The following is a 7,525-nucleotide window of genomic DNA, read 5'->3' on the forward strand; positions in this document are numbered from 1 at the left end:
CCGCGGCTAGCTGTCCCTCTCATCGGCCTCATCCCCCTCGTCCGTACCGCCTCCGCTATGCAGCTTGCGGTACTGGCCAGGGGTGTGGCCGGTTTCTTTTTTGAACTTGCGGATGAAGTTGGGCGCATCGAGGTAGCCGACGCGCTCGATAATGTCCTTGAGCGGCGCGCTCGTATGGACGAGCTGGTGCGTCACCTCTCGCAGCCGCAGCTGCCAGATGTACTGGGTGAAGTTGCAGCCGGTCTTGTCCTTGAAGCTGCGGCTCAGATACGAGGTGGAGATGTCGTACTTGAGCGCCACATGCTCCAGGCTGAGCGTGTAGTCGGCATAGTTCTGATCCACGTAAGCGACGATCTCGTCCATCAAGGTAGGCTGCGCCGTCTCGGTCTGATAGGTCGCGGCGCCGCAGATCCGTCCCGCCAGCATGCGGAGACGATCCTCCAGCTCCTCCAGCGTCTCGAACGCATGCAGCGAGCCGATCTCGTCATGGACATCGACGCCCAGCTCGGCGGCCGTCCGCAGCAGCGAGTTGAGCACATCGAAGCAGAGGCAGCGCAGCAGACCTACCGACAGCGTCTGGCGCTTGATGTCCTCTATCAAGGTGGAGATCAGCTCGACAGCGGCGCTCTCGTTGCCTTGCTTGAGACTCTGCTCGAGCTTGAGCAGCGACTTTTTGGGGAGCCAGTAGCTCCCGCTCGCCACGGCGGTCGCGGAGAGCTCGGTCAGCTCCTCAAAGTAGGCGATCCGGCCGCTGGCGGTCAATATCCGCTGGTCGAGCGCCGAGGCCGCCTCCAGGAAGGATTGATGCAGCCCGGAGAGGTCCTCGTAGACCGTACCGACACCAAGGTTCGGACGAATCGCCAGCCGCGCCGCCAGTTGCTCGTCGAGATGGGCGACGACCTGACGGACACGGCCTAGTCCTTCCTCACCTGGCGGCGTCGGCAGCAGCGTCACCATAAGGGCCATCTGTTGCTTGACGGAGAACTCGACGCCGTAGATGCGCGCTTGCAGCTCCGGCAGCTCCCGATGGGTGAGCCATTGGCGCAGCTCCTGCTGCTCATCCCAGCTGTGGCCGCTGCGACTCTCCTTGTCCCAGCTCAGGATGATCGTGAAGACGCGCGCCTGCGCAGGCAGCATCAGCCCGGACTGGCGGATCATCTGTTCGATCTCGGGATCGTCCGGCTTGTCGTGCTTGAACAGCAGCATGAGGCATTGGTTGCGCACATACGGCTCTTGCATATCGATGCGGGCATGGTAGTCATGGATCGTCTGCTTGATCCAGTCCCATTCATTGCGGGAGCGGGACGTCTCCTTGCTCATACTCCCCAGGGAGGCGAACTCCAGCAGGTTGCGGATCGGATGATACTGCCGTCTGGCGATCAGCGTCGCTGCGCAGATGCCGATCAGCGCCGTGACGGAGAAGACGAGCAGGATGACCGTACGGATCTGCCCGACCTGCTCGAAAAATTGATAGCTCGGGATCGCCGTCGCATAGGTCCAGCCGTTGACGCTCGACTTGACGGTTACGACGGAGTAGCGCTCGCCGCTCAGCGCCATACTGTGAATACCGGGCTCAAGCTCGGTAAGCGATGTCAGATCCTGGCCGCGCAGCGCGTCCCCCCGATAATTGGCCGTCAGCATCTCGCCGCTGGCGTCGAAGATGTAGCTGCTGCCGGAAAAATCGGTCAGGATCGTGTCCATCACGCCGGTCAGACGCGACTCCTGCATCAGATAGAGCACCGTGCCGTACGGGTACGGATCATTGGTCTTGATCGGGATGATCATCGACAGCAGCGACTCGCTGCGCGAGTGGACCTGCACCATCTCGGCCGGACGAACGGTCGTCAGCTTGGTATCGTTGAGCGCCCGCGCTACATCCGGGAGCTGCCAACGCTCGAAGCGATAGGTGCGACCAAAGACGATGTCCAGGTCCGTCACCCCCAGTCTGGAGTAGATGCGCTCGTCGCCATGATAATACAAGAACAGCTCCTCGATGAGCGAGTTATTGGCCTGGTACTGTCCCAGCGACGCGATCGCCTCTTGGCTGTAGAGCGGGTGGGCGACCATATACGGCGTGAGCCGGTCGTCGTAGGAGATTTTGCTGGCGATCTCCAGCAGGTTGGTCATATGACTATCGATGGTCAGCTTCACTTGATTGAGCTGATTGACGTTGGACTGCTCGATCTCCGAGCGCAGGTTGACTGCCGCATTATGGTAGATAAAGTAGGTGACGCCTGTAAGCGGAACCAAAAAAATAAGAATATAGGATAAGGTGTAGGTGAGCAGCAATTTGGATTTGAAGCGATTCCAGGTCGGGCGAATACCCGAGGTTAAACGGGATGGCGAAAAAATGTTCACGGGCAAACCTCCTGACTTAAACATTATAACGTTATATTTATTTAAAAGCTAGAATGTGTTAAGCTAATCTCGAAGAAACTACAAGGACAACGTACAGGCGCTGTCGCAGAGGGGAAGGACGCACCGAAGATCATGGAGACAGTACTGCGCAATATGACACTGGTGGACGGACAACAGGCCGACATCATCATCGAAGGCAAGCGCATCGCGGCGATCGTGCCGCCGAACTGCGGCACAGGTCAGGTGATCGCCGAGGGCGGCTATGTCTCGAGCGGCTGGATCGATATGCATGTCCATGCGTGCCGCGAGCTGAAGCCGTATGGCGATACGATCGACGAGATCGGGGTGCGGCAAGGCGTGACGACGATCGTCGATGCCGGCAGCCGCGGCGCCGATCGGATTGGCGAGCTGCATGAAGAGGCGAAAGGGGCTGCGACGCGGCTGCTGGCCTTCCTCAACATCTCGCGTATCGGCCTCGAGCGGATCGACGAGTTGTCGGACCCGGCCTGGCTCGATGAGGCGCGGCTGCGCGAGGCGGTGGCGACGTACCCCGACTTCATCGTGGGGCTGAAGGCGCGGATCAGCCGCAGCGTCGTCCGCGAGCAGGGCATCCAGCCGCTCGTCGCGGCGAGGCAGATGGCCGAGGCGACAGGCCAACGGCTCATGGTCCATATCGGCTCGGGACCGCCGGCGATCGGCGAGGTCGTCGGGCTGCTGGCGGAGGGCGACATCATCACGCATTATCTGAATGGCAAGGCCAATAATCTGTTCGATGCCGAGGGGCGGCCGCTGCCGGAGCTGCTGGCTGCGCTGGCGCGCGGCGTGCGGCTCGACGTCGGCCACGGCACGGCGAGCTTCTCGTTCCGGGTGGCGGAGCAGGCGCGCGCGCACGGTATCCCGCTGCACACGATCAGCACGGACATCTACGAGAGCAACCGGCTGAACGGTCCAGTCTACAGCCTGGCCGACGTGATGAGCAAGTTCCTCTATCTCGGCTACTGCTTGCCCGAGGTCGTGGCAGCGGTGACGACCCATGCCGCCGCCTGGCTGGGACGGCCGGAGCTGGCCGAGCTGGAGGTTGGCGGCCTGGCTAATCTGACATTGTTCGATGTAGTACGGGGCAGCCGGACGCTGGTCGATTCCGAGGGCGAGACGCGGACGACAGACACATACATTCAAGCCAAGGGAGCGGTTATCGATGGATCATACTTTGCATGCTAAATACGGGCTAAAACGCGTCGTCAACGCCAGCGGCCGCATGAGCATCCTCGGCGTCTCGGCGCCGACGGACGGCGTGATGAACGCGGTGAAGACGGGCGGCCAGAGCTACGTGGAAATGGCCGATCTGGTGGACAAGTCCGGCGCCTATGTGGCCCGGCAGCTCGGCTCGGAGGACGCGGTCGTCGTCAACTCGGCGTCGAGCGGCATCGCGCTCACGGTGGCGGCGGTCGTCACGCGCGGCGACAAGCGGGCCAGCCTGAAGCTGCACCAGGAGCTGCCTGTGCACAACGAGATTATCCTCTTCAAGGGGCACAATGTCCAGTACGGCGCGCCGGTCGAGACGATGGTAGCGCTCGGCGGCGGCAAGCTCGTCGAGGTCGGCTATGCCAACGAAGGCAAGAAAGAGCATCTGGAGATGGCGGTCAATGAGCGGACGGCGGCGATCCTGTTCGTCCAGTCGCATCATTGCGTCCAGAAAAATATGATCAAGGTCGAGGACGCCTGGGAGGTCGCGCAGCGTCTCCATGTGCCGCTCATCGTCGACGCCGCCGCCGAGGAGGATCTGCGCAAGTATGTGACCTGCTCGGACCTCGTCATCTACAGCGGCTCCAAGGCGATCGAGGGTCCGACCTCGGGCATCGTCGCCGGCAAGGCGGAGTTGGTCGGCTGGGTGAAAACGCAGCTCTATGGCATCGGCCGCAGCATGAAGGTGGGCAAGGAGTCGATCTTCGGGCTGCTGCAGGCGCTCGACGAATATTTCGTCAAGGAAGACAAGAGCGAGCAGGAGAAGGCGGCGCTGACAGCGCTCGAGACGCTCGGCGAGCTGCCGGGCGTGAGCGTCAGCATCGTCCAGGACGAGGCGGGGCGGGCGATCTTCCGCGGTCGCATCAAGATCGACGAGGCGCAGGCCGGACTGTCCGCACGCGCGGTCAACGATCAGCTGCGCGAGGGCGAGATCGCTGTATATACGAGGGATTACGGGCTGGCGCAGGGGTACTTCGACCTCGATCCGCGCTCGCTCCAGGGCGACGATCTGCAGGTCATCATCACACGCATCCAGGACATCATCGGGGGGAATCACTAATGGCAAGCATCTACAATCGACTGTACAAGAACAAAGCGGCGCTCAACGTACTGGCAGGCAGCATCGAGAATGCGAAGGACATCTACGAAGCGGCGGAGGGCCATGTCGTCGTTGGCGTGCTATCCAAGGCGTATCCAGACGCGGCGACCGCTGTCGAAGCGATGAAGCAGTATGGCAAGGAGATCGAGGATGCAGTGTCGATCGGTCTGGGCGCGGGGGACAACCGTCAGGGCAAGGTCGTCGCCGAGATCGTCAAGTCGTATGAGGGCACGCATATTAACCAGATCTTCACCGATGTCGGCGCGACAAGCGCCAACCTGAACGGCCGCGAGGGCTGGATCAATGCGCTCGTCTCGCCATGCGGCAAGCCGGGCTACGTCAACATCTCGACCGGCGTCCATAGCGCAGCCATCGAGGACAAAGCGATCGTACCGGTCAAGGCGGCGATCGCGCTCGTCCGCGATTTGGGCGGTCATGCGCTGAAGTATTTCCCGATGCAGGGACTGAAGCTGGAGGACGAATATCGCGCGGTCGCTCAGGCTTGCGGCGAGGAGGGCTTCGCGCTGGAGCCGACTGGCGGCATCGATCTGGACAACTTCGGCCCGATCGTCGAGATCGCGCTGGCAGCGGGCGTGCCGTATGTGATCCCGCATGTGTACTCCTCGATCATCGACTCGGCGAGCGGCGACACGCGCGTCGAGGATGTGCGGACGCTGCTGGCCGAGCTGAAGAGGCTGGTCGATAAGTATGTCTAGGATCGCCGCATTCGGCGAAGTGATGATGCGCCTGGAGACGCCGGGCTATCAGACGCTGGCGCAGAGCGGCAGCCTGGCGTATTCGTTCTCGGGGACGGGGGTCAATGTCGTCTCGGCGCTTGCCCGCTTCGGCCATCTGTCGTATCTGGTGAGCACACTGCCGGATAGCTCGCTCGGAGACGCGGCGCTGGCGTACCTGCGCAAGCTCGGCATTCACACGCCTTTCGTGAACCGGGGCGGCCGCTATATCGGGATGTACTTCCTGGAGCATGGCTTCGGCATCCGGCCGAGCAAGGTGACCTATACGGACCGGCTCGGCAGCAGCTTCAACACGGTGCCGCATCCTCCGGAGAACTGGACGCAGGTCGCCTCGTCGGTCGATGCCGTGCACTTCTGCGGCATCACGCTGGCGATGAACGAGCTGGCGCGCACCCAGATCAAGCAGCTCGCGGGCGAGGTGAAGCGTCAGGGCGGGGCGGTCATCTTCGATTGCAACTATCGGCCGTCGCTCTGGGGCGAGGGCGGCTATGCGCTGGCGACGCCGCATTACCGCGAGATGCTGGAGCTGGCGGACATCGTCTTCATGAACGAGCGGGACGCGATGCTGACGCTGGGCATGCATAGCAGCGGCGAAGACCGAATGGCGCAACTGCAGGAGCTGATCCCGCAGGTAGCGCAGATCTACGGCATCGGCACGATCGCTGGCACGCATCGCGAGGTCAATAGCGACAATACGCATACGCTGACCGGCTATCTGTACCGTGACGGCGCGTTCGCGTTCGCCGAGCCGGCGACGTTCGCGGTGTACGACCGGGTCGGCGCGGGCGACGCGTACGCTAGCGGGATCATCCACACGGTGCTGCGCGGCGATGCTTCGCAGTATGCGGTCGACTTCGCGACGGCGGCGGCCGTGCTGGCACATACGGTGCACGGCGATACGCCGATGGCGACCGAGGCCGACGTCATCCAGGCGATGACGCGTACGGCGGGGGATGTGCAGCGTTAGACGGGCGTGAGGGAGCATGGCGACTCGTTTACATCATGCCGCCCATGCCGCCCATGCCGCCCGTAACGCCCTTGCCGCCCATGTCAGGCAAGTCGGGTCGGTGGTGCGGACTGGCAGCGTCACACGTATCATGAGGGAGAAGGAGGCAAGCCGGGATGAGCATCACGCGCAAGAAGGGGCCGCTCTATCTGCAGGTCAAGAAGATCGTCAAGGACCGCATCCTGCACGGGGTCTATCCGCTGGGCGGCCACATCCCGCCGGAGCCGCAGCTGGAGCAGGAGTTCAATGTCAGCAAGATGACGGTGCGTAACGCGATCCGCGAGCTGGCTGAGGAGGGCTACGTCGTGAAGCGGAGCGGCATCGGCACGATCGTGCTCGCGAACACGCCGATCTCGCGGCTGTCCAAAGGCAAGCGATTCACGGAGCTGCTCGTCGAGGAGGGACACCGACTGGAGAAGCAACTGCTGCGTATGGGCAAGACGCAGCTGGAGCCAGGCACCGAGCTGCATCAGCTGCTGGGGCCGCAGGCGGGGCTGATCGAGCGGCTGTATGTGCTCAATGGCAAGCCGTACATCCACTTCCAGCACTATGTGCCAGCGGCGTCAATGATCGGTGCGGAGCAGGAGGGGGACGAGCCTGCGCTCGAGTCGCTGTACGATCTGCTGGAGGAGCAGGAGCTGGTGCCGGACAGCTTCCGCGACGCCTTCTCCGTCGGCGCGGCCTCGGAGGAGACGGCCCGTCTGCTCGGCGTGGCGGTCGGAGCGCCGCTCCTGATGCGGCTGCGGCGCACCCATGATGCGGCCGGGCAGCTCGTCGAGTACAGCATCGGCTACTACCAGACCGAGCTGCAGCCGTACCTCGTGCGGTACGATGCATAGGCGAGCTGCGCAGATGAGCCGGGAGCGGGTGCATTGTCCTCTGATGCCACTCGTTCGCATCACCAGCATAGATAGACAGAGCCGTTGCAGCGGTAATCCAGCTGCAGCGGCTCTTTGTCGTTGTTCGCGGGGGTTAGACGGCCGTGCCCCCGAGGCCCGCCTAACTCTAGAAAGTAGAGTTGCAGCGTCGCGCAGGGCGTCCTGGGGCCCGCCTAACTCTAGA

The 7,525-nt window shown here is 62.8% G+C and carries 6 protein-coding genes; 5 read left to right on the plus strand and 1 reads right to left on the minus strand.

Translation table 11 applies throughout. The features are described from left to right. Positions 1 to 6 precede the first annotated feature (6 nt). On the minus strand, positions 7 to 2,358 hold the full coding sequence (locus PA598K_RS29640; protein WP_260405675.1) for a helix-turn-helix domain-containing protein: 2,352 nt from the start codon (positions 2,356 to 2,358) through the stop codon (positions 7 to 9). A 132-nt stretch (positions 2,359 to 2,490) separates the two neighbouring features. On the opposite strand from PA598K_RS29640, the gene PA598K_RS29645 reads away from it, so the two are divergent. The 5 genes from PA598K_RS29645 to PA598K_RS29665 all read left to right on the plus strand — a co-directional run bounded on the left by PA598K_RS29645 (position 2,491) and on the right by PA598K_RS29665 (position 7,302). After that, on the plus strand, positions 2,491 to 3,579 hold the full coding sequence (locus PA598K_RS29645; protein WP_128660402.1) for an amidohydrolase/deacetylase family metallohydrolase: 1,089 nt from the start codon (positions 2,491 to 2,493) through the stop codon (positions 3,577 to 3,579). After that, complete coding sequence (locus PA598K_RS29650; protein ID WP_128660403.1) at positions 3,557 to 4,663, plus strand: DgaE family pyridoxal phosphate-dependent ammonia lyase; 1,107 nt, start codon at positions 3,557 to 3,559, stop codon at positions 4,661 to 4,663. Before PA598K_RS29645 ends, PA598K_RS29650 begins: the two co-directional genes overlap by 23 nt. Then, on the plus strand, positions 4,663 to 5,418 hold the full coding sequence (dagF, locus tag PA598K_RS29655) for a 2-dehydro-3-deoxy-phosphogluconate aldolase (RefSeq protein WP_128660404.1): 756 nt from the start codon (positions 4,663 to 4,665) through the stop codon (positions 5,416 to 5,418). Before PA598K_RS29650 ends, dagF begins: the two co-directional genes overlap by 1 nt. Further along, positions 5,411 to 6,424: a sugar kinase gene (locus tag PA598K_RS29660; protein WP_128660405.1), complete on the plus strand. Its 1,014-nt coding sequence runs from the start codon at positions 5,411 to 5,413 to the stop codon at positions 6,422 to 6,424. The genes dagF and PA598K_RS29660 overlap by 8 nt, the downstream gene beginning before the upstream one ends. A gap of 155 nt (positions 6,425 to 6,579) precedes the next feature. After that, positions 6,580 to 7,302: a GntR family transcriptional regulator gene (locus PA598K_RS29665; protein WP_128660406.1), complete on the plus strand. Its 723-nt coding sequence runs from the start codon at positions 6,580 to 6,582 to the stop codon at positions 7,300 to 7,302. Positions 7,303 to 7,525: the final 223 nt, after the last annotated feature.

Origin of the sequence: Paenibacillus sp. 598K (assembly GCF_003851045.1) — a bacterium.
Lineage (GTDB): Bacteria > Bacillota > Bacilli > Paenibacillales > Paenibacillaceae > Paenibacillus_D.

Bases quoted from the DNA above. Each gene is read 5' to 3' on its own strand.
- PA598K_RS29645 (WP_128660402.1), top strand. From the start codon at position 2,491: ATGGAGACAGTACTGCGCAATATGACACTGGTGGACGGACAACAGGCC.
- dagF (WP_128660404.1), top strand. From the start codon at position 4,663: ATGGCAAGCATCTACAATCGACTGTACAAGAACAAAGCGGCGCTCAAC.
- PA598K_RS29650 (WP_128660403.1), top strand. From the start codon at position 3,557: ATGGATCATACTTTGCATGCTAAATACGGGCTAAAACGCGTCGTCAAC.
- PA598K_RS29660 (WP_128660405.1), top strand. From the start codon at position 5,411: ATGTCTAGGATCGCCGCATTCGGCGAAGTGATGATGCGCCTGGAGACG.
- PA598K_RS29665 (WP_128660406.1), top strand. From the start codon at position 6,580: ATGAGCATCACGCGCAAGAAGGGGCCGCTCTATCTGCAGGTCAAGAAG.